Here is a 19,660-nt window from a genome sequence, read left to right as displayed (position 1 = left end):
CTCACTGGCACGCTTCGCATTCGGGATCGTCGATCCGGCAGGCCTTGATGCCGTCGAGGTCCGGCACCGCAGAGGTCGGTATCATGATCGGCGCGTGCGACACCGCCACAGACGCGGACACCGCATTGAGCTTTCCGTCGGTGCCCTTCAACGTCGATTTCTCGACATGCGTGGCGCTGTGCGAGCGCAAATAGTAGGTCGTCTTCAAGCCGCGCCGCCAGGCCAGCCGGTAGAGCGCATCGAGCTTCTTGCCGGAGGGATTGGCGATGTAGAGGTTGAGCGACTGCGACTGGTCGATCCATTTCTGCCGGCGCGCGGCCGCCTCGATCAGCCAGGCGCTGTCGATCTCGAAGGCGGTGGCGTAGAGCGCCTTCAGATCGTCAGGAACGCGGTCGATCTGGCCGACGCTGCCGTCGAAATATTTGAGGTCGGAGACCATGACCTCGTCCCAAAGCCCCCTCGCCTTGAGGTCGCGGACCAGGAACTCGTTCACGACCGTGAAGTCGCCGGACATGTTCGATTTCACGAACAGGTTCTGATAGTTCGGCTCGATCGACTGCGAGACGCCGCAGATGTTGGAGATCGTCGCCGTTGGCGCGATCGCCATGACGTTCGAGTTGCGCATGCCGCTGGACGTGACCTTCTTGCGGAGGCGATCCCAGTCGAGTGTTGCGGAGCGATCGACGTCGAGACCACCGCGCGCGTCGGCGAGAAGCTGGATGGAGTCGAGCGGCAAGACGCCCTTCGACCACAGCGAGCCCTCGAAGCTCGGATAGCGTCCGCGCTCCGCGGCGAGATCGGACGACGCTTCGATCGCGTGGAACGAGATTGCTTCCATGCTGGTGTCGGCAAACATCACGGCAGTGTCGGACGCAGTTGGAATGCGCTGGACCTGAAGCGCTTCCTGAAATCCCATCAGGCCGAGCCCGACGGGACGATGACGCATGTTGGAGCGGCGCGCTTCGGGGATCGTGTAGAAATTGATGTCGATGACGTTGTCGAGCATCCGGACGGCGGTGGTCACCGTCCGCTTCAGCTTGGCCTGGTCGACACCATCGGGCCCGACATGGTTGAGCATGTTGATGGAGCCGAGATTGCGGACCGCGACCTCGTCGGCCGAGGTGTTGAGCGTGATCTCGGTGCAGAGGTTCGAGGAATGGATCACGCCCACGTGGCGTTGCGGCGAACGCAGATTGCAGGGGTCCTTGAAGGTGATCCAGGGATGACCGGTCTCGAACAGCATGGTCAGCATGCGACGCCAGAGGTCGCTCGCACGCACGGTCTTGAAGACGCGCATGCCGCCGGCTTTCGCCCTGGCCTCATAGGCCTCGTAAGCCGTCTTGAACGCCTCGCCATAGAGATCGTGCAAATCGGGCGTCTCGTCAGGCGAGAACAGCGTCCATTCGCCATCGGCATCGACGCGCTGCATGAACAGGTCCGGCACCCAATTGGCGGTGTTCATGTCGTGGGTGCGGCGGCGGTCGTCGCCGGTGTTCTTGCGCAGGTCGAGGAATTCCTCGATGTCGACGTGCCAGGTCTCCAGATAGGCGCAGACCGCGCCCTTGCGCTTGCCGCCCTGGTTGACGGCAATCGCGGTGTCGTTGGCAACCTTCAGGAACGGGATGATGCCCTGGCTCTCGCCGTTGGTGCCCTTGATGTGGGCGCCGAGACCACGCACCGGCGTCCAGTCGTTGCCAAGGCCGCCGGAATATTTTGCCAGCAGTGCGTTGTCCTTGATCGACTTGAAGATGCCGTCCAGGTCGTCGGACACCGTCGTGAGGAAGCAGGACGACAATTGCGGACGCAGCGTACCCGAATTGAACAGCGTCGGCGTCGAGGCCATGAAGTCAAACGATGACAGCAGATCGTAGAACTCGATCGACTTGGCCTCTCGGTCGATCTCGCGAACCGCAAGACCCATCGCTACGCGCATGAAGAAGGCCTGCGGCAATTCGATCCGCTTGCCTCGGACGTGCAGGAAGTAGCGGTCGTAGAGCGTCTGAAGCCCGAGGAACTGGAAGTTCAGGTCGCGCTCGGGCTTGAGTGCAGCCGCGATCCGGCCGAGGTCGAAGCGGGCCAGTTCAGGATCGAGCAGTTCGGCAGCGATGCCGGTCTTCAGATAGGCCGGGAAATATTCGACGTAGCGCATCGTCATGTCGGCCTGCGAGGCGGACGTCGGCACGCCATGGACGTAGGACAGCACCTCGCCGCGCAGCTTGTCCAGCAGCAGGCGCGCGCTGACATAGGCGTAGTTCGGCTCCTGCTCGACCAGCGTGCGCGCGGCCATGATCGAGGCCAGTGCCAGTTCGTCCTGGCTGATGCCGTCGTAGAGATTGCGGGTGGTCTCGGTGAGCACGGGTGCCGCGGAAACGCCGTCGAGGCCGGCGCAGGCTTCGCCGATAATCAGCGCGAGCCGCTTGGTGTCGAGACCAACGCGCGAACCGTCGGCGAGCGTGACATGAAGTGCCGGCGCGACAGCGGGCGTCGCTTCCGCGGCCGCCTCCTCGGCGCGCTGGCGCGACCGCTCCTCGCGGTACAGCACATAGGCGCGTGCGACCTTGTGGTGCTCGCTCCGCATCAAGGCGAGCTCGACCTGGTCCTGCACGTCCTCGATATGGAAGGTGCGTCCCTCGCCTGCCCGCCGCATCAACGCAGTGACGACTTCGGCCGTCAGCTGCTCCACGCTCTCATGGACGCGGCGCGAGGCGACCGCGCTGGTGCCTTCGACCGCAAGGAAAGCCTTGGTCATGGCGACCGCGATCTTGGCGGAATCGAACGGCGAGACCTTGCCGTTGCGACGGATGATCTGCATCGCCGGCTCGCTCGAAGCAAGCGCAAGCGATTGTGGACGCAAATGAACGATGGGTGCGGAAGCGGTGTCCGCGTCGTGCAGGTTCAGTGACATCAATGGGCCCCGTGATGCGCGCGTTGTGTTTGAACGGGGCTGTAAGGAAGGACGCTGCAGAAACGCCGGCGGCAGAGTTGCCGGGCGGTGCATGCAAGCGACCGCCGGACACCCCGCCCGTGGACGTTCAGATCGTCGCGGCAGGTCTCCTGGCTCGCAGGTCGTCGCCCACTTCCCGTCTTCCCGGCGCGAAAGGCACCAGTGACGATTGTTCGGAAGCAGCTCGCTGCTGACAGTTGCGGGGGCAGCGCCGGAATTCCACGCTCTCACGCGGTTCACCGGCTTCCCTCTTAGCCACTAAATCTTGCGATCCAGCGGAACCGTGACGCCCACATGTGGTGACATATGCAGCCGGGTGTCAACGATTCGTTGCGGGTCATGAGCCCTGTTCCCTGTGGAATGCGGGAATTCCCGCCGGGCTCGCGCAACCCTTGGGATGACGCACATCCAGCATTACGCGTTCCGCATCGCGCGCCCGAACGGATCGACCAGGCGGACGATCTCGCAGGCGGCGACGAGGCCGGCGAGCCAGACGGCGCTGGTCAGCCCGATGCGCGTCACGATGGCCGCAGTGAACGCGCCCTCTCCGCCAAGGAACGGCGTCGCGGCAAGCAGCGCGAGCTCATAGGCGGCGTAGGCGGCGACGAGCGCGATGGCCAGCATCAGCGGCGTGCGGCCCTGCGGCAGCAGGCGGAGAACGGTCGATGCCGCTGCCGTCGACAGCAACGCGGCAGCACCGATGACAAAGCCCCAGGCGATGGTGCTGCCATCGATGGGATAGTGCAGCACGCCGAAGCCGATGGTCTGGTTCACGAGCCAGGCGCCGGTGACGACGAGCAGCGCCGGACGCATCGGCAGCATCGCGGCGGCGACGACGGCGAACGCCGCAAACGGCGTCGCGCAGGCAAGCGCGAAGCTCGCGAGCGCGCATGACACCGTCAGCAGCGCAAAGCAGAACATCGGCGCAAGGCGCGAGGTGACCGGATGAAGGCGGAAACGGTCGGCGTGGGGCGGCAGGATGGTGACAGTCATGGAACGATCTCCTTATGGGATTTGTAGCACATTTTGTTGGAACGCGGCATCACGTCTGACTCAGTGAAGAGCCTCCATGGGATCTTCAGTCTCGGCTGGATCGCGACGGTCGTAGGCGGCAAGCCAGGCGGCGAGTGTCGCGGTGTGCGGCTCCATGGCCGCCAATTGGCGCAAGGCCACGCGAACAGTGGCGCGCGCCGTGCGATCGGGCGGAAGCGTCGCCATCTCAGGTCCCCGCCCCTTCTCGATCGCTTCGACCGCGGCCCTCTTGCACGCCGTCAGCTCCGGCAGCCCATAGAGTTCGAGCAGCGCCTGGAAGGCTGCGTGAAGATCCGGCCGAAAAGCGCGCTTGCGGCCGAGCTGATCGCGCAGCGGATGGGCCGGATAGAGATGCGCGCAGGGGATCCACCCCTCAGGCAGCGGCTCGGTGGCGGCATGGGTGCGGCGATGCGCGAGCAGCTTTGGCAGGACGTGGGTGTGCGGGCCGTCAGGGCTTCGCCCGCCCGGCGGCGGGATCGGCTGGAATACCTCGGCGCGCCCGATGCGGCTGATGAAGACGCGGTGCGGATTGGCGGCCAGAATGATCCGCATGGCGTCGCTTTCGGGCGCGAACACGGATTTGCCCGTGCGGCTCCTGAGCGCGGCGACGGCATCGGCATCGCTGACACGGATGCAAGCGTCGACCTGCAACGTTCCGAGGCCAAGGTCGAACAGGATGCCGCTGCGATCCCTCGTCAGGAGCGCCTCGACATCCGGGCCGAGCTCGGTCAGCACGGTACGACCGCTCATGGCGCTGGCTTCATGCGGGAGACACAGCGCGATGCGGTGGCTCCAGCTCTCCGTGGTCGGCGATTCCGATGCGATCAAGCGCAGGCCCGGGTGGAAGACAACGCGCATCCCACCCTTCTGCGTCACGACGCTGACCCCGTTGCGCGACTGCTCCATATCGAAGGCCTCACCGGGCTCGCGTGTGAACTCGGCAATGGCACCGAACGTGCCGACGCTCCAGCCGGCCTCAGCGTCGGCAAGCTGGCTTGCGATCAAGTCCATGAGCGGATCGGCCGTCGTCATGAGGCTCTTTCTCTCTCTCGCTATCTGACGTCGTAATTCGCCAGGCGAATGCCGCCATAGACGCCCAGTCCCGGCTGCAGAAAGCCGGTCGGATTTTGATAGTGCACATTGGCGAGATTATCGACCCGGCCAAACACCTTCACCTGGTCGGTGACCAGATATTCGGCTGCGACGTTGACGACGGTGTAGGCCGGAGCCAGCAGACGCGGAATGCTGAAGTCGCGGTTACCATCGACGAAACTCCCGACGTGCAACACGGTTGCGGAAAGTGTCAGTGGATCGATCGGATTCCAGATGACATTTGCGCTCCACTTCTCCTTCGGACGCCTCAGCAGCTCCAGTCCCGCCGTCGCATCGACCGCGCGGGTAAAAGTGTAGTCGGCACGAACGCGAAGCCGGTCCGTGATCGCAGCCGCGACGAAGCTCTCCGTGCCCTCCGTGATCGCCTTGCCGATATTGGTGTTGGTGCTCGTGAATGTCACGGGATCGAACGTGCTCTGGATCAGGTCCGTGATGTTGTTGCGGAAGTAGGTCGACCCGAAGCGAACGCGATCGCCAAACAAGGGTTGCTCGAAGCCGGCGTCGTACCCGACGCTTTCCTCCGGCCTGAGGTTGGGATTTGCAAAGAAGAAGAACGCGGGAAAGCTGACGTAAAGCTGGTTGAGCGTCGGCGCCTTGAACCCCGTGCCGTAGCTTCCCTTGAACTTCGTATCCGTGACCGGCACGATCACGGCAGACGCCAGACGAAAGGTCGGATGCTCTCCAAACCGCTCGTTGTCGTCCTGCCGGACATTGGCCGTGAAGAAGATGCGATCCCGGAACTGGGACTGCAGCTCCATATATCCGGCCTTGTTAACGTTTTGCGCCGAAACCGTCGCCGTTTGCAGTGTTTCGGTCTCATGCTCCGCGCCAATGATGACATTGTTGTTGGGCGCGAGCTGGGTCGTGGTGTGCCAATCATACTTGACGCGGTCGCCGGTCGTGATCGTGGCCATCGCGTCGCCGGGCGAGATGTTGTAGTTCCAGTGATTGGTGTAGTTGACGCCGAAATAGCTCTTCATCCGGTCGTCGAGAGCGGACCAGACCGCCTCCCCGCGCGTGAAGAGCTGGTGCACCGTCTGCGTGCTTTGCGCGGCCGCGGGAAAGCTCGCGGATGTGACGGGATCGAAGGTGTCTCCGGTAAAGCGCAGGGTGGCGTCGGTGTACCGCGCCACGCTATTGAGCGTCAGGTTTTCGCTCAATTCGACGCCAAGCTTCGTCGAATAGGTCATGTTGTCGTAATAGTTGCCGATCGCCTTCTGCCCCGGCGGCAGCAATTCGACCGGTGTCACCGGCACGTCGTTCGCGTGGAAATGCGCAACGTTGAAGGCATAGTTGAAGTGGTCCTGTGAACCGCTCAGGCCTGCGGTCTGGTTGAACGTTCCGAACGAGCCTCCCTCGACCGAGCCGGTCGCGCGGGCGGGACCGTCACCCTTCTTCGTCACGATGGAGATCACGCCACCCAGCGCGTCTGCGCCGTAGAGACCGCCCTGCGGACCGCGCAGGACTTCGATCTGCTGAATGTCGGAGGTGAGCAACTGGCCGAAATCAAACGAACGGTTCGGGTTGCTGGGATCGCTGACGTCGATGCCGTCGATCAGGACCTTGGTGTGGTTGGAATTCGTTCCGCGCATGAAGATCGACGTCTGTCCGCCGGGGCCGCCGGTCTGCACGAGGTTGAGGCCGGGAACCGCGCTCAGTGCATCGGATGCGGTCCGGCGCTGATCGCGCTCCATGTCTCTGGCGGTCAGAACCGTCACCGAGCTCGCAACCAGATTGGTCGGAGTGACGATACCCGTCGGACTGACGACGACCGTCGGAAACAGGTTGGCGGCGGATACCCCGGCAACCGGGGGCGACGCCGGCACCAGCCCGGGCTTCGGCACCCGAGCGACGCGCCGCTGCTCGGGCTGGTCGGGCGCAGGCCGCGCGGCTCGCGGCTTGGCCGGACGCTCGGTCGGCGCGACCTCGACCGGCGGCAGCAGATCGGGCGATGCCGACTGCTGGGCCTGGGCAATGGACAGATCGAGCGAATACAGGGAAACGAACGCGACAAGGCCGGCGCGGAAGCGCCTGGCGGCAAAGACATTACGGGACACTCTTGTAACCTCGGTATGACGTCAGTGGCACGTCACAGCGAACGAGGTTTCACGGCGGAGCGTTCGATTGCTCCGGTGAAGCTAATGTCTGTACTCCCCGACCGACATCTTCGCGTGTGACCACGGCTGACGGCAGGTCTCCTGGCTCGCGGGTCGTTACCTTACGTCGCCTTCCCAGGACCGAGATTCCCAGTGGCATATGACGAAAGATTCACCGCTTACAGTTGCGGGGGCAGCCGTGGCGTTGAGAATATCCCGGTATCGGGAAAACCTCGCACCACGTTCCCTTTTGATCTCCGTGAGGAGAACCGTCACCGACCAATCTAGGGGGCAGGCAAGCGGAGAGTCAATCGGCCGGTTGCATGGCGGTCAAAGCACCGCACCGGAGATTGAGCTGGCGCAATCAGGCCGGCTCCCGCTCCGAACGCGTCCTGATCATCGCCCGCTCGCCGGCATCGACGAGTTGGCCGATGCCGGTGCGGCCCGTGAGCGCGCAGCGGATGATGTTCTCGGCAACGGACCTGCGAAAGCAATGGTCCTCGCCGACCGGGCGATTGCGGCAGACCCGATCCAGCGCCAGCTTCATGTTGATCCGGGTGCGGGTGTCGAAATGCTCGCTGATCATTCGCAGGGCCTCGATGCGTTGATGTCGGAGCGGAAACGCGTCGGCGTAGGCCGGGTTCCAAAACTTGCGCAGAGCTGACTACGCCCGCCCTCTTGGCCCTGTGACGGGCGGGCTACGCCCGACCTCTTGGCCGCTGGGCCTGAGCCCAGGCCGCGGTGACGTCGCGCAGCGGAGCGTCGATGCGTCGGATCGGGGTCAGCTCACCGGAGGCCGAGATGATGGCGGTCTCCTCGCAGCGACAGCGCGGGCATACGAAGCGGACCTCGTGCGGCGACGAAGACCAGCTCGAACGTTTGACGTTGGCCGCCATCGGGCTTGCATCGCAATGCGAGCACGACACCAGGAACCGACCGGGATCGAGCATACCCATTCCATAGGACTCCGCGTCCTGCCTGCCGCTTCAATGACTAACCCATGTGAATCGTTCCGGTGCCCGAGCACCCTCAGCGCTAGCTCCAGCCAGCGCCGCCGCTCAGTGGGCACCCTTGAGGGTGCATGACGTGGTGCAGGTGACGGTGTTGCCGTGGTCGCACGCCTTGCAGGCGGCAACGCACTGGTTCATGTCGCGGGGATTGTAGGAGCTGTAGTTCCGCATCGCACAGACCGGGGTCGAGCCGGTGATGTCCTGCTCCTGGTTGCAGGCGGCCGTCATGAGCGCGAAGATGAGGACTGCGAGAAGGCGCATGGGATTGCCCTGGTGAGGAGCGGCAAAGCGACGTCAGCGAGATGCGCTGCACCGCAACGGACCTCGGCATTCCCAATGCGAGCAATCATGATCGCGACGCTCGCATCCTCAAAGGATGCGCGCCAAACATTAAGAACGGATTGCAGGCGGCGTCAGGCCGCGGCCTTGGTCGCGATCGCCTTCCGCATATCCACCGCCAGCTGACGATACTGCTCCGAGAGTCTCAGATAGAACTCGCGCTTGGTGCTGTCGGTGGCGAGCTTGGCAATCAGCTCGCATTCGGCGGTGAGCGTCTCGAACCGTTCCAGCCTGTCATGAAGTTCTGTCATCGGCGTGTCCCCATCAAACGCCACAAGGGACGTCAAACCTAAGCCTGAGAAATAGGTCACGGCGAACATCGTTATCGAGTAGAAACGTTTTTTCCAGCAAGGGCGGTGCAAGCCCAGCAAGAACGGCTATTTCTGCTCCAGCCGCCAGGCACCATCCCAAGCTGCGTCCGGCGGATTGGCCTCGAACTGCGCGATGCGGCCGAGCAGCGTGCGCGAGGGACCGTCGCCGGGCACGGCTTCGAGCGCTGCATTGAACGCGGCGCGAGCCTCGTCGAAGCGCTGCGCGCGGTAGGCGGCGAGGCCTTCGGCGTAGCGCGCGCGCAGGCTCTCCTGCGGGACGCTGAGCCCGTGCGCCTTGCTCATCACCTCGAAAATGGCCTGCGATGCGCTTTGGCCGGCCACCGCCAGACGATCGATCTCGCGCAGCTCGAGGTTCGAGCCGATCGCGTCCGCCGTGGCCTGCGCGATCAGGATCCGCGTGCCGTAGATCTTGTTGACCAGCTCGAGACGCGAGGCGAGGTTCACGGCGTCGCCCATCACCGTAAAGCTCATCATCAGCTCGGAGCCGATGCTGCCGGTCAGGACCTCGCCGGTGGCAATCCCAATGCGCAGATCACAAGGGCCTGGCATGGCGCGGATGCCGAGCAGGTCAGGCAATTGCTTCTGCAACGCCGGCACCTCATCGGCCATATCGATGGCGGCGTAGCAGGCGAACAGCGCCGGCTCGTCCTCCTCAATGAAGGGAGGGCCCCAATAGGCCATGATGGCATCGCCGATATATTTATCGATGACGCCGCGATGGCTCCGGATCGGCGCGGACATCACCGTGAAATAGTGGTTCATGACCTTGACGAGGCCGCGCGGGGTCATGCCCTCGCTCATCGAGGTGAAGCCGCTCATGTCGGAGAACATGATGGTCATCACCCGGCGCTGGCCGTCGATGGCGACCTCCGGGCGGTCGATCAGCCCCTGCGCCACCTTGGGATCGATATAGCGGCCAAAGGTCTCACGGATCCGCTCGTTGTGCCGCAGCTGCTCGATCATGCGATTGAAGGCGGCGGCGAGTTCGCCGATCTCGTCCTGGGTCGAGACCGTGATGGTCTTGTCGAAGCGGCCCGCCTCGACCTCGCGGGTGCCGGCGAGCAACAGCCGCACCGGTCGCGTGATGCCACTGGAGACGAGGAGCGCGAAAGCAAATCCGACCACCGCCGCGAGGATGGTGACGATGCCCGAAATGATCATCGCCTGGTGCTGGCGACCGATCACTGTCGCCGTACTGGCGAAGACCTGCTTCAGCATGTCGGCGCGGATCGCGTCGATCTTCTGGTTGAACTGGTCGCGTATGGTGTCGAGATGCTCCAGGGTCCCGCGCGCCTCCGTCATCTGCTTGCCTTCGACCTGCTTGAGGAGTTTTGCGTGGTCCTCATTCATGTCGTGACGCAGCTCGGTGAGAGCGGTTTCGATGCGGGTCTCGATCCGCGCCAGCCCGGCATTGTCGGAAGGCGTCCTCTTGTCGTCGATGATCGCGTTGATGTGCGTGCGCGCGGCCTCGGCTTCCTCGTCGATCTTCCGATCGGCCTCCTCGAATTCGCGCAGGCGCGCCGCGTAGGCCTCCTCCTCCGAGGGGGCCTGCATCTTCATCATGACCATCCGCCGCAGCGCCACCGAGCGCTCCAGCGAGCGGATGTTGGCGCGCGCCAGATGGCCATAGGCCGGAATGTAGCGATCGGTCAGCTCGTCGAGCAGGACACCGACCTGGCTCGACATCACCATCGAAAGAATCGCGGTGACCAGCATCAGGACGATCAATCCGAGGGCGATCCCGACGATCTTGCGCCTGATCGACTGGTTGAAAAGTGGCATGAGCGGTGGGGGTAAGAGCTGAAAGGACCGGTTGGGAACTCAATACACCGGTTTTGGCGGCGGGAACACGCGCAATCTGGCCCGTGCGACGCCCCTGACCGCGCGCAACCGTCGCGCGAGCCCTATTCGTTAACAAAGATTGAAGGCATTGCCCTTCCCGCCTTTTCGGAAGTTCCCGAGTTCCCATCGGTATTTTGCCGCATTGTTGAAGGAGCGTGAGGACTGCGAAACGATGTCGTGGCATCGTTTGGGGTGTCGTCTTTGATTCTCAAGCCGCATGTCGTCGCGGACCTTGGTTTGTAGTGGTTTCGCAGGGGGACCATCGAATGAACCAGTGCCTACGCTCGCTCGCGTGTGTCGTTGCCGTGGCCGCATTGGCCCTTCTTCCTGCCGAGCTGGCAGCGAAGAGCAGTCACAAATCGTCGGCGTCAAAGAAAACGCATGAGACGAAAGCCGGCGGCAAGCAGCGTCACGCTGCCGCGAAGTCGCGCCACGGCAAGCATGCCGACGCCAAGCGCAAGTCCAAGAAGGACGACGAGCCCTCGGACAAGCCGGCGCCGCCGCCGCTCACCGGCGACCTCGCCGCGCTGAAGGACGCCATCGATCTCGCGCGCAAGGGCAAGACCGACGATGCGAGCGCGGCGCGCGACCGCATTGCCGACCCGGCCGGACAGAAGCTCGCCGACTGGTTCATGCTGCGCCATTCCGAGAGCACGGCACCATTCAAGCGCTACGCCGGCTTCCTGGCCGCCAATCCGGACTGGCCGAGCAGCGCCCTGCTCCGCCGCCGCGCCGAAGCGCGGCTGTGGCAGGAGAAGAGCGACGCGGCGACCGTGCACAAGTTCACGATGGACCGGCCGACCAGCGCCAAGGGCAAGTTCGCGCTCGCCCGCGTGCTCCTGAGTGAAGGCGACAATGACAGGGCTACGCGCCTGGTGCGCGAGGCCTGGCGCACGGACGAATTGTCCGAGCGCAGCGAGGAGGATTCCTACGAAGCGTTCCGCGATCTCCTGACCGCTGACGATCATCGCGCCCGCATGGACAAGCGCCTCGGCGCCAAGGACTATGCAGGTGCGCGTCGCGCGGCCAAGCGGCTTGGCGAAGATGAGCTCGCGATCGTCAAGGCCTGCTCGGCGGTCACCGGCAAGGCCAACAAGGCCAAGGATTATCTCGAGGACGTCTCGACCGAAGCACGCCGCGATCTCGGCTACGTTCTCTGCCGCGCGCAGTGGCATCTCCAGAACGACCGCATCGACGACGCCGCCGAGGTGATCCTCGCCGCCGCGCCCGACACGATGGCGGCCCAGGACACCGATGCCTGGTGGCGCGAGCGGCGCCTGCTCGCGCGAAAGCTGCTCGACCAGGGCAAGTTCAAGACCGCCTACGACGTGGTGCGTGCGGCGGCGGTGCCCGCGATGGAAGTCTATCGCGTCGACTACCACTTCATGTGCGGCTGGATTGCGCTGCGCTATCTCGACGATCCCAAGGCGGCCATGGTGCACTTCGCCGCGATCGACGAAGGCTCGGCCAATCCGATCGCGCTGTCGCGGGCGCATTACTGGCGCGGCCGCGCGGCCGAGGCGATGGGGGCGACGGTGGATGCCCGCATGAGCTATCAGGCGGCGGCGCGCTATCCGACCGCCTATTACGGCCAGCTCGCACGCGCCAGGCTCGGCCTCGACGGGATCGAGCTGCGCGCGCCCTCGCCCGTGCTGGCCGCGGCCGATACACAGCCCGCGGACGAGCGCGTCCGAGCCGCCGAGATGCTCTACGGCACCGGCGAGCGCGACATGGTGTTCTATTATGCCGAGGATTTCGCCAAGGAGAGCACCGACGTCGCAGCGCTGGAAGCGCTCGGCGAGCTCGCCGGCCGGCGCAACGATGCGCGCGTGATGCTGGAGGTCGGCAAGTCGGCGCTGGCGCGCGGGCTTGCACTCGACCATTACGCCTTCCCGACCATCGGCATTCCCGAGCACAAGCAGGTCGCGCCCGCAATCGAGACCAGCGTGATCTATTCGGTGGCGCGCACCGAAAGCTCATTCGACCAGCGCGACAAGTCACCCGCCAACGCGGTCGGCCTCATGCAGGTGACGCCGGAGGCGGGCCGCGATACCGCAAAGCGCTTTGGCCTGACCTATGACTGGGACAGGATGGTGTCCGATCCCGTCTACAACACGCAGATGGGCGCGGCCGAGCTCAGCGCGCTGCTGTCGGAATATCGCGGCGACCAGATCATGACCTTCGCGGGCTACAATGCCGGCCGCGGCCGGGTGCGCGAATGGGTGCAGGCGCGCGGCGACCCGCGCGACCCCAAGGTCGATCCGGTCGACTGGGTCGAGCGCATCCCGCTGTCGGAGACGCGCAACTACGTCCAGCGCGTGATGGAGAATGTGCTGGTCTACCGCGCCCGGTTCGAGGGCAGCGGCACAGCCACGGCGAAGTCCGAGCAACGCGTCACGACGCACGAAGTCAGCGCGGCACCCACGGCAGCGGCCGCAGCCGCCGCGCCCTAGCTTCGCAACGCCGGGGCTGGACGCGGCGCGAAGCTGGATGCAGTGACTGCGGCCGCCGACTCTGCGCGGCCCGCATCGTTAGGCTAGCCGTCACCTCCTTCCGTGGTCAGAAGGTTCGTGCGCGCGCAGAAATGCTTCCGTCAGCGCGCCCGAGAGCGCGCCGAATTGCATCATCCAGCTCCAGCTCGAAATGGCCGCCAACACCGTGACCATCTCGAGCGAACTGCGGTAAGGCCAGAGCGCTTCCATGCTCGTCTGCTGATATCTGCGGTAGCAATCATACTCGCAGTACTGCCGTTGCGTGGACACATGCCGGACGTAGCTCGAACCGAGCGGCCGGGCGCACGCGCTGCAAGTGACGCCATGGCGCGGTTGGTCCTGGTTGACGAGCATGAATTTCAACGTCCTGTCCTCCCCTGCCAGCAGCCGCGTCGGCCGATGCGCCTCGCCCACCCGTCAGCTCAAGACGCCGCTTGCGCTCGCCTCTCGATCAACGGCGCCGCTTCGTGATGGAGCGCGTAACACTCGTAGCCGCAATAGGGCAGCAGCGTCTTCGCGTCGCGCAGATAGCCGCCGCTGATCTCCTCGCAGCACCATAGACAGAATGTCTTGCGGAAAGGGGTCCTGCCGTTCACCAATATGAATCTCACGTGGCACCTCCCAACGCGAAGCAGTAGACCGTGTCGACCAGAGAGGCGGACGGCGGCGGCGCGCAAAGATGGTTGCGGCCGTCGGGATTGTCCCTGTTTCGCTCGACCTTCTGGGATGGAATGAGGATGTACTTCCCGTCCTCCCGGCGCCGCGCGTAGATCCGGCCGTCGACATATCGCACCTCGGTCGGGTAGCAATCCGCGCTGTTGCAGCAGCTGAGCACGGGATTATCGGGCATGTGCCAGCTGGAATAGAACTTCTCGTGCAGGAGCTGATCCTGGAGCGGATGATGACGATGTGCACCATCCTGTCCGAGCTCGTCGGCCTTCACTCCCGTTACCAACGGAAGCGGCAGCGCGATCATCAAGAGGAGCTTGCAAGCACGGTTCAGCACGCAGCCTCCGGTTCAGAATTGCCGAATGGAGCCGATCGAAGGGCTAATCCTCATGCCGCCTGAAATCGAAACAACCATCGGCGGTCGCGTTCGCGGCGCGCCCTGAAGCGATCGAGACATTTTCTGGAGCACAGCGGCGCTCGCCAGGAATAATATCGGATCAGGCCAAACTTGCCGCTACAGACAGCGCAAGCTTTTACGGCAGGGCCACGCTCGGAGTGTTCAGGCGTATCGCACATCATGCTCTCCTCCCGGCTCTCATGGTCGTGGCTTCGCGCGTACGCTGACGCCCGGCCATCCACGCTCGTTAGTGAAATGCGGCCTCTCAATCGCGACCAGCCAATCGTGCGGCAAGTCGGGCAATGGACGGGGAGCCATCAGCAGCACATCGAGCTAATCGCCGGCTTGTGGCCTTGCACATCGCGTCCCTTCGATGGTTGTGAGACTAATCCGCATGCAACGGACGACTCAATTGTACGGAGGTAAATGTGCGCTATGACTTGGGATGCGCGAGCTATACGTAGGTTTGTCCCGTAGTTTTCCGGGCCTTCGCCGCACCTTCGCAACGAGACGGCGCAAGGCCGGCAGGCTGCACGGCTGCCGCGAGTTTCGGCGCAGAGTCTACTTTGGTCGGAGGGAATTGCTCCCCTGATTGCAAAGTGCTCTACTTGCTTCGACCCCTGCGAGCCGGGACGCCCGCGATGATGCCTGGCCAAATCGCGAAATTTGGTAATTCGGCCGCACAATTGCTGCTCGGCGGCCTCGCGGCGCTTCGATCTTTCGGCACCGGCGAGAAGGACAGTTCCGCGGTCGGTGATGACTCGCGACAGGACATCGTCGATCTACGCGACGCCGTGAAGCAGTGGCGCGAGGTGTTCGAGCATAATCCGGTCATGTATTTCATGGTCGATCCGGCCGGGACGGTGCTCAACGTGAACACGTTTGGCGCCGCACAATTGGGTTACACGGCGACCGAGTTGACCGGCCAATCCGTGCTGAACGTCTTTTTCGAGGAAGACCGCGACTTCGTCCGTCAATGCGTAGGGTTGTGCCTGGAAACCGTGGACCAGTCGCACACCTGGGAGATTCGCAAGATCCGCAAAGACGGCTCGGTTCTCTGGGTCCGTGAAAACGCCAAGGCGATGCTGCGCGGCGACGGCACGCCGGTCGTGCTGGTCGCCTGCGAAAACATCACCCAGCGCAAGGAGGCGGAGGATGCGCTGCGGCAGAGCGAGGCCTACCTCGCCCAGGCTCAGGAACTGAGCCGCACCGGCAGCTTCGGCTTGAGCCCCACGACCGACGAGATCTTCTGGTCGAGGGAAACGTTTCGCATTTTCCAATGTGACCCGGCCATGCAGCCGAACCTGGGCTTCGTGTTTCAGCGCATCCATCCGGAGGACCGCGATGCGGTCCGCAAGACTCTTGATCGAGCCTTCCGCGAGGCGGAGGATTTCGACCATGAATATCGCCTGTTGATGCCGGATGGATCCATCAAATATCTCCATTCCGTGGCACGCGCGGTGAGACGTGCATCCGGGCGCATCGAGTTCGCCGGCGCTGTCACCGATGTCACGATTGCAAAGGAAACAGAGAAGAGGCTGCGCCGCAGTGAGGCCTATCTGGCCGAAGCCCAGCGCCTCAGCCATACGAGCAGCTGGGCCTGGGACGTGCGTCGTCAGGAGTTTGCCTACCGATCGGCTGAGCTCTACCGCCTGTTCGGATTTGAGCCGGACCAGATCGATGTCCCGGCGCGGGCTTTCCAGCAACGGATCCTCGCCGATGACTTTCGACGAATTGCCGACGTGGAACGTCGCGCAATCCACCAAGGGGAGCCCTTCGAAATCGACTTTCGGATTGCACGTCCGGACGGTTCGATACGACGTGTCCATACGGAGGGACATCCTGTCAAAGGCGGCGATGGCGATGTGATGGAAATCATCGGCACGCACGTGGACGTCACCGAGCAGTTCGCCGCAAAAGAATCACTGCAAAAGGCCTTTGACGAGCTCAAGCAATCCGAGCAGCGCTTCCGCGACTATGCCGAAACCGCATCGGACTGGTTTTGGGAGACCGGGCCGGATCACCGCATCACCCGGATATCGGAACACGCCGACACGGCCAGTCCGGTGCCGACGGGCTTGATCGGGCTGACCCGTTGGGACATTCCGCCCGATGCCGAGTTCGAGCCCGAGAAGTGGGAGCAGCATCGCGCGGCGCTCGATGCCCACCTTCCGTTCCGCGACCTGGTTTACCGCAGCAGGGATCGCAACGGATCTCAGATTTACGTGCGCACCAGCGGCAAGCCCTTCCATGACGAGAATGGTAACTTCCTCGGCTATCGTGGCGTCAGCAGCGATGTGACGGCGGCAATCCGCACCGAGCAGGCCGAAGATGCCCTGCGCAAAGCGCAAGCCGAGCTCGCGCATGTCACGCGCATCACGACGCTCGGCGAGCTCACCGCCTCGATTGCCCACGAAATCAATCAGCCGCTCGCCGCCGTCATTTCCAATGCCGACGCCTGCATCGGTTGGCTCGGCCGCGACCCGGCCGATCTCGATGCTGCGCGCCGTTCCGTCGAATGGATCGTGGAGGACGCCAATCGGGCCAGCGAGGTGATCCGCCGGATCCGGGCGCTCGCGAAAAAGACCGAAATCGAGATGGTCCCACTCGACATCAATCAGGTCGTGAGGGAGGTGATGGCCCTCGTTCGGCGCGAGCTCGCTACCCATGCCGTGTCGGTGCGGATGGAGTTGTCGTCGGGCCTGCCCAACATTTGCGGCGATCGGATCCAGCTCCAGCAGGTGCTGATCAACCTCGTCATGAACGGGATCGAAGCCATGCAAGCCAATGTCGAGCTCCCGCGCGAGCTGGCAATTCGCTCCAGTCGAGACGGCGACGAGCACCTGCTTCTTACCGTGACGGATCGCGGTCTCGGCCTTGACAGCGACGTGACAGACCGCATGTTCATGCCGTTCTTCACCACAAAGTCGAGCGGCCTGGGGATGGGACTATCGATCTGCCGATCGATCATCGAGGCTCACGCGGGCCGGCTTTCGGCATTCCCAAATGAGGGGAGCGGTGCAACATTCCAGATTGCCCTGCCCTTCCCACACGAGGCCGCGTCGTGACCGACCACGCCAAGCCAACGCAGGCGCAGGCACAGGCGGGGGCCGATGATCCGATCGTCCTGATCGTCGATGACGATCCGTCGATGCGGCGTGCGCTCACCAATCTCTTCCAATCGGTCGGCCTCAGGGTGGAGGCCTTCGGCTCGGCGGCGGAGGTCATGGAAGCCAAGCCGCCGGTGGTCCCCAGTTGCCTCGTGCTCGACATCCGCCTGCCCGGCTCGAGCGGCTTCGACCTCCAGGCGGACCTCGTGAAGGCCGACATTCGCACGCCCATCATCTTCATCACCGGTCATGGCGATATCCCCATGACCGTCCGGGCCATGAAGAGTGGCGCCATCGATTTTCTGACCAAGCCGGTGCGCGACCAGGACATGCTGGACGCGGTCCAGGCTGCGATCGAACGCGATCGCAAGCGGCGCGATGCCGAGAAGTCGGTGTCGAGCGTGCGGACTCGCTTCGAAGGCCTGACGCCGCGTCAACGCGACATTCTCGCCCTGGTTGCGTCCGGCCTGATGAACAAGCAAGTCGCTGCCGAGCTTGGATTGGCTGAGATTACCGTCAAGATCTATCGCGGGCAGATCATGCGGAAAATGGGTGCGAAGTCATTGGCCGATCTCGTCAGAATGACCGAGGTGCTCGGAATTCCACGCCCGGGGGGAAAGGTGCAAACCTAAGTATGCTTTCCAAGGTCGCTCCGGGGGCCCATTTTCCGATGGGCGGCTGCGCCGCGCGCGGCCGCTCCCCGATCAGGAGCGATCATCTTGTCAGTCCCTTCGGTCATTTCCGTCATTGACGATGATCCATCCGTCCGCCTTGCGACCAACAATCTGCTGACGTCGCGGGGATACACCGTCTACATCTTTGGCTCCGCTCTCGAATTTCTCCAGTCGGCCGAACTGAGGACGACGTCCTGCGTGATCGCGGATGTGCAGATGTCGGTCATGAGCGGCGTTGATCTCCTGATGCATATGCGCGGCCTTGGTCACCGCACGCCGTTTATCTTCATGACCGCCTTTCCCGACGATGCCGTGCGCGACCGCGCACTGAAAGCTGGCGCCATCTGCTTTCTCGCGAAGCCGTTTTCCACGCCGGCTCTGATCAATTGTCTGGAGACGGCCCTGTCGAAGCACAGCGAAGCCAAGACGTAACGCGGCGCCGCGTGAACCTGATTGTTCCACAGGGTGCGGCCACTTGACGTTGTGGCCCCATCCGAAGAGGCAATCCGCCTCAATCCACCTTGATGTCGGCGGCCTTGATAATCGGCCACCATTTTGCGATTTCCGCCTTCTGGCGCGCGCCGAGCGCTTCGGGCGTGAGCTGATCCTTGGGCGTCATCTCGAGGCCCTGGCTTTCGAGCTGCTTCTTCACGGCGGGATCGTTCAGCGCTTCCACGGCGGCCGCATTGAGCTTGGTGACGATCTCCTTCGGCGTGCCCTTCGGCACCCACAGGCCCGACCACAACGTCATGTTGAAGCCTTTCAGCCCCGCCTCGGCTGCCGTCGGAATGTCCGGCGCCGACGAGAGCCGCTTGTCGTCGGTAATGGCATAGGCGCGGATCGTGCCGGCGCGGACCTGGTTGATGGAGTTGGAGGTCTGATCGATGATGACGTCGATCTGGCCGGCGATGAGATCGTTCAGCGCGGGAGCCGTGCCGCGATACGGCACATATTGCAGCTTGATGCCGCTGACGCTCTCGAAATAGACACCGGCGATATGGCTGCCGGAGCCCGCGCCGGCGGTGCCGGCGGTCGGCGGCGACGGCCGCGACTTCAGCCACTCGATGAGCTCCTTCAACGAGGTCGCGGGCACCGCGTTCTTGCTCACCACGATCATCGGATTGCTCGGCAGCAGCACCACCGGCTCGAGATCGGCGACGAGGTCGTATTTGAGCTTGTAGACGGCGCCGTTGGCAACATGGGTGCCGAGATGACCGAAGGAAATGGTGTAGCCGTCCGGCGCCGATTGCACGGCGCGACCGACGCCGATCGAGCCGCCCGCGCCGGTGACATTCTCGATCACCAGCGGCTGGCCGAGCGTCACCCGCATGCGCTCGGCGAGCACGCGCGCCATCGCATCCGACGGGCCGCCGGCGGCGAAGGGAACGATGACGGTGATGGGATGCGAAGGATAGTCGTCGGCGCGCGTGGCGCCGGTCACAGCGAGAATACCGAGCAGCCCGGCCCAGATGGCCTTCTTCATTGTCTTCTCCCCAGCGATGTCTTTGTTGTTTTTTGTGCCCTCCCGCGTACGGGAAGAGGGATCGGTCGTGACGAGACGAAATGACGCGCCAGAGCGCGATCATCGCGCTCCGGCGGTCTGGTCGTGC

The 19,660-nt window shown here is 63.8% G+C and carries 17 protein-coding genes and 2 riboswitches; of the genes, 4 read left to right on the top strand and 13 right to left on the bottom strand.

The window, feature by feature from the left end; genetic code table 11:
• Position 1: 1 nt before the first annotated feature.
• From AB7G19_RS20480 to AB7G19_RS20440, 9 genes are all read right to left on the bottom strand, one after another.
• Positions 2 to 2,905, bottom strand: a complete 2,904-nt coding sequence (locus AB7G19_RS20480) for a ribonucleoside-diphosphate reductase subunit alpha (protein ID WP_441268039.1) — start codon at positions 2,903 to 2,905, stop codon at positions 2 to 4.
• A 122-nt stretch (positions 2,906 to 3,027) separates the two neighbouring features.
• A riboswitch (cobalamin riboswitch) is annotated at positions 3,028 to 3,245 on the bottom strand.
• A gap of 113 nt (positions 3,246 to 3,358) precedes the next feature.
• Positions 3,359 to 3,937, bottom strand: a complete 579-nt coding sequence (locus AB7G19_RS20475; protein WP_283016622.1) for a hypothetical protein — start codon at positions 3,935 to 3,937, stop codon at positions 3,359 to 3,361.
• 60 nt (positions 3,938 to 3,997) lie between these two features.
• Entirely contained in the window at positions 3,998 to 5,008 is a 1,011-nt protein-coding gene (locus AB7G19_RS20470; RefSeq protein ID WP_441268038.1) for a DUF6925 family protein, read from the bottom strand.
• A 20-nt stretch (positions 5,009 to 5,028) separates the two neighbouring features.
• Complete coding sequence (locus AB7G19_RS20465; RefSeq protein ID WP_283016624.1) at positions 5,029 to 7,146, bottom strand: TonB-dependent receptor domain-containing protein; 2,118 nt, start codon at positions 7,144 to 7,146, stop codon at positions 5,029 to 5,031.
• A gap of 114 nt (positions 7,147 to 7,260) precedes the next feature.
• Positions 7,261 to 7,474: riboswitch (cobalamin riboswitch) on the bottom strand.
• A gap of 75 nt (positions 7,475 to 7,549) precedes the next feature.
• Positions 7,550 to 7,771 carry a hypothetical protein gene (locus AB7G19_RS20460; protein ID WP_063986347.1) on the bottom strand — a complete coding sequence of 74 codons (222 nt, stop codon included), beginning with the start codon at positions 7,769 to 7,771 and terminating at the stop codon, positions 7,550 to 7,552.
• A 112-nt stretch (positions 7,772 to 7,883) separates the two neighbouring features.
• Positions 7,884 to 8,141 carry a hypothetical protein gene (locus tag AB7G19_RS20455; RefSeq protein WP_283016625.1) on the bottom strand — a complete coding sequence of 86 codons (258 nt, stop codon included), beginning with the start codon at positions 8,139 to 8,141 and terminating at the stop codon, positions 7,884 to 7,886.
• Positions 8,142 to 8,243: 102 nt separating this feature from the next.
• On the bottom strand, positions 8,244 to 8,456 hold the full coding sequence (locus AB7G19_RS20450; RefSeq protein WP_063983092.1) for a hypothetical protein: 213 nt from the start codon (positions 8,454 to 8,456) through the stop codon (positions 8,244 to 8,246).
• A 152-nt stretch (positions 8,457 to 8,608) separates the two neighbouring features.
• Positions 8,609 to 8,785, bottom strand: coding sequence for a hypothetical protein (locus AB7G19_RS20445; protein WP_166341944.1), 177 nt, complete (start codon positions 8,783 to 8,785; stop codon positions 8,609 to 8,611).
• 126 nt (positions 8,786 to 8,911) lie between these two features.
• Positions 8,912 to 10,648, bottom strand: coding sequence for an adenylate/guanylate cyclase domain-containing protein (locus AB7G19_RS20440; protein ID WP_283016626.1), 1,737 nt, complete (start codon positions 10,646 to 10,648; stop codon positions 8,912 to 8,914).
• A 326-nt stretch (positions 10,649 to 10,974) separates the two neighbouring features.
• On the opposite strand from AB7G19_RS20440, the gene AB7G19_RS20435 reads away from it, so the two are divergent.
• Positions 10,975 to 13,161 carry a lytic transglycosylase domain-containing protein gene (locus tag AB7G19_RS20435; RefSeq protein ID WP_354097608.1) on the top strand — a complete coding sequence of 729 codons (2,187 nt, stop codon included), beginning with the start codon at positions 10,975 to 10,977 and terminating at the stop codon, positions 13,159 to 13,161.
• Between the two features lie 90 nt (positions 13,162 to 13,251).
• Here the strand turns inward: AB7G19_RS20435 and AB7G19_RS20430 are convergent, their stop codons facing one another.
• The 3 genes from AB7G19_RS20430 to AB7G19_RS20420 all read right to left on the bottom strand — a co-directional run bounded on the left by AB7G19_RS20430 (position 13,252) and on the right by AB7G19_RS20420 (position 14,206).
• On the bottom strand, positions 13,252 to 13,554 hold the full coding sequence (locus AB7G19_RS20430) for a hypothetical protein (RefSeq protein WP_175618423.1): 303 nt from the start codon (positions 13,552 to 13,554) through the stop codon (positions 13,252 to 13,254).
• Between the two features lie 68 nt (positions 13,555 to 13,622).
• Entirely contained in the window at positions 13,623 to 13,811 is a 189-nt protein-coding gene (locus AB7G19_RS20425) for a hypothetical protein (protein ID WP_084795121.1), read from the bottom strand.
• Positions 13,808 to 14,206 carry a hypothetical protein gene (locus AB7G19_RS20420; RefSeq protein ID WP_014495024.1) on the bottom strand — a complete coding sequence of 133 codons (399 nt, stop codon included), beginning with the start codon at positions 14,204 to 14,206 and terminating at the stop codon, positions 13,808 to 13,810. Before AB7G19_RS20420 ends, AB7G19_RS20425 begins: the two co-directional genes overlap by 4 nt.
• Positions 14,207 to 14,907: 701 nt before the next feature.
• Between AB7G19_RS20420 and AB7G19_RS20415 the strand changes: the two genes are divergently transcribed.
• The 3 genes from AB7G19_RS20415 (at position 14,908) to AB7G19_RS20405 (ending at position 18,482) form a co-directional block, all read left to right on the top strand.
• Positions 14,908 to 17,334 carry a PAS domain S-box protein gene (locus AB7G19_RS20415; RefSeq protein ID WP_354100070.1) on the top strand — a complete coding sequence of 809 codons (2,427 nt, stop codon included), beginning with the start codon at positions 14,908 to 14,910 and terminating at the stop codon, positions 17,332 to 17,334.
• A complete protein-coding gene (locus tag AB7G19_RS20410) occupies positions 17,331 to 18,008 on the top strand; it encodes a response regulator transcription factor (protein WP_085404624.1) in 678 nt (225 codons plus the stop codon). Before AB7G19_RS20415 ends, AB7G19_RS20410 begins: the two co-directional genes overlap by 4 nt.
• 87 nt (positions 18,009 to 18,095) lie before the next feature.
• The gene (locus tag AB7G19_RS20405; protein ID WP_208087041.1) at positions 18,096 to 18,482 is read left to right on the top strand and encodes a response regulator transcription factor; all 387 of its coding nucleotides are present in this window, start codon (positions 18,096 to 18,098) and stop codon (positions 18,480 to 18,482) included.
• Between the two features lie 79 nt (positions 18,483 to 18,561).
• Here AB7G19_RS20405 and AB7G19_RS20400 read toward each other — a convergent pair whose 3' ends face one another.
• Positions 18,562 to 19,533: a tripartite tricarboxylate transporter substrate binding protein BugD gene (locus tag AB7G19_RS20400; RefSeq protein WP_354097610.1), complete on the bottom strand. Its 972-nt coding sequence runs from the start codon at positions 19,531 to 19,533 to the stop codon at positions 18,562 to 18,564.
• Positions 19,534 to 19,660 lie beyond the last annotated feature (127 nt).

The organism is Bradyrhizobium sp. 215_C5_N1_1, from assembly GCF_052075935.1.
Classification (GTDB): domain Bacteria; phylum Pseudomonadota; class Alphaproteobacteria; order Rhizobiales; family Xanthobacteraceae; genus Bradyrhizobium; species Bradyrhizobium barranii.
The sequence above is the reverse complement of the archived record's forward strand: the minus strand, read 5'-3'. Positions and strand labels throughout refer to the sequence as shown.

Bases quoted from the DNA above. Each gene is read 5' to 3' on its own strand.
- AB7G19_RS20480 (WP_441268039.1), bottom strand. From the start codon at position 2,905: ATGTCACTGAACCTGCACGACGCGGACACCGCTTCCGCACCCATCGTT.
- AB7G19_RS20475 (WP_283016622.1), bottom strand. From the start codon at position 3,937: ATGACTGTCACCATCCTGCCGCCCCACGCCGACCGTTTCCGCCTTCAT.
- AB7G19_RS20470 (WP_441268038.1), bottom strand. From the start codon at position 5,008: ATGACGACGGCCGATCCGCTCATGGACTTGATCGCAAGCCAGCTTGCC.
- AB7G19_RS20460 (WP_063986347.1), bottom strand. From the start codon at position 7,771: ATGATCAGCGAGCATTTCGACACCCGCACCCGGATCAACATGAAGCTG.
- AB7G19_RS20455 (WP_283016625.1), bottom strand. From the start codon at position 8,141: ATGGGTATGCTCGATCCCGGTCGGTTCCTGGTGTCGTGCTCGCATTGC.
- AB7G19_RS20450 (WP_063983092.1), bottom strand. From the start codon at position 8,456: ATGCGCCTTCTCGCAGTCCTCATCTTCGCGCTCATGACGGCCGCCTGC.
- AB7G19_RS20445 (WP_166341944.1), bottom strand. From the start codon at position 8,785: ATGACAGAACTTCATGACAGGCTGGAACGGTTCGAGACGCTCACCGCC.
- AB7G19_RS20440 (WP_283016626.1), bottom strand. From the start codon at position 10,648: ATGCCACTTTTCAACCAGTCGATCAGGCGCAAGATCGTCGGGATCGCC.
- AB7G19_RS20435 (WP_354097608.1), top strand. From the start codon at position 10,975: ATGAACCAGTGCCTACGCTCGCTCGCGTGTGTCGTTGCCGTGGCCGCA.
- AB7G19_RS20430 (WP_175618423.1), bottom strand. From the start codon at position 13,554: ATGCTCGTCAACCAGGACCAACCGCGCCATGGCGTCACTTGCAGCGCG.
- AB7G19_RS20415 (WP_354100070.1), top strand. From the start codon at position 14,908: ATGATGCCTGGCCAAATCGCGAAATTTGGTAATTCGGCCGCACAATTG.
- AB7G19_RS20400 (WP_354097610.1), bottom strand. From the start codon at position 19,533: ATGAAGAAGGCCATCTGGGCCGGGCTGCTCGGTATTCTCGCTGTGACC.